The sequence below is a fragment of the Stenotrophomonas sp. STEN030 genome (assembly GCF_056759995.1).
Genome location: NZ_JBRREB010000119.1, coordinates 1 through 1,156 on the forward strand (window position 1 = coordinate 1; position 1,156 = coordinate 1,156).

General features: G+C 59.9%; 1 protein-coding gene. It reads right to left on the reverse strand.

Annotation, left to right across the window (positions count from 1 at the left end):
* Nucleotides 1–8 precede the first annotated feature (8 nt).
* Nucleotides 9–944, reverse strand: a complete 936-nt coding sequence (locus ACVOLR_RS20040) for an IS110 family RNA-guided transposase (protein WP_481537987.1) — start codon at nt 942–944, stop codon at nt 9–11.
* Nucleotides 945–1,156: the final 212 nt, after the last annotated feature.

Genomic DNA, 1,156 nt, shown 5'->3' on the forward strand with positions numbered 1-1,156 from the left:
TGTAGGAGTCAACTGTCTTGAGCATCGTCCTTAGGCCCGGCCCGCCAAGGGGCGTTATCGCGCTTCATGGCATTGAGTCTGGTCAGATATTTGCGCATGCAGGCCGTGACAGCCAGCTTTTTGGGCTTACCTGCTTCTATTAGATGCTGGTAGCACGATGCCAGCGCCGGATCGCCTCGGATTGCCGACCAAGTAGCCATGTACAGCACGCGACGGACGTCAGCCCTTCCACCGGCTATGCGGCGCTGGCCCCGCCAGCGTCCACTGTCCCGGTTGTAAGGAGCCAGCCCTACCAAGGCTGCAATCTGTCGGCGATCCAGTCGCCCCAATTCGGGTAGCCGCGCGGCCAATGTGGCACGCAGGATTGGGCCTAGTCCGGGCGCCTTGTCCAGCGCGGTGGGTTCGTCCCTGACAAGTTTGGCCAAGAGCTTATCCAGGTCCTTGATCTGTACCTGGAGCTTGGTTATCCATTCCTGCAGGAAGGCTTGCACCTGGGGATGCTGCAGTTGCTGAAGGCGGCGGCGATGACTATCGCGTTCGCCGACAAAGGCGCTTCTCAACTGCAGCCACTCACGCAAAATCGCCGTTGTTTCAGGCAACGGCTCACTTACAGCTGTCGGCAGCAATTGCGCCGCTACGGCCAGCACACGGGCATCCAAAGCATCGGTTTTAGCCTTTACCCCCAAGGCACGCGCCAGCTCCCGTGGACGCTGGGCGGGGAGGCGTACAGCGGGCAGATCTGCCTGATGCAGGCGCTTGAGTAGTACCTGTTCATAACCGCCACTGGCCTCGAAGACGATGCGCTGACACGGCATCTGCTGCAGCCAAAGCACCAGCTCTGCCAGACCGACTTCTGAATTGGCAAAGATTCTGCCTTGCTCCTGGGGCAGGACATGGACCACCAATTCCAACTTGGCGACATCGATACCCACATAGCTGCTCATCATCGGCTCCTGTTGTAGGCTGACAATGAGAGCGCTCCCCCGATCCCATGCTTGTACGGTTCGGACTCGTATCCGATCAACTGTTCGGGCTGAAGGGGAGTATGGAGTGCGGCGCCCCAACTCCTACACGTGCTTGCACGCACCGCGTCGTAACGGGCTACCGCACTCCGCTCTCAACTGCAATCTACTCGCCTGGCAGACACAAGCGGCGT

Bases quoted from the DNA above. Each gene is read 5' to 3' on its own strand.
- ACVOLR_RS20040 (WP_481537987.1), bottom strand. From the start codon at position 944: ATGAGCAGCTATGTGGGTATCGATGTCGCCAAGTTGGAATTGGTGGTC.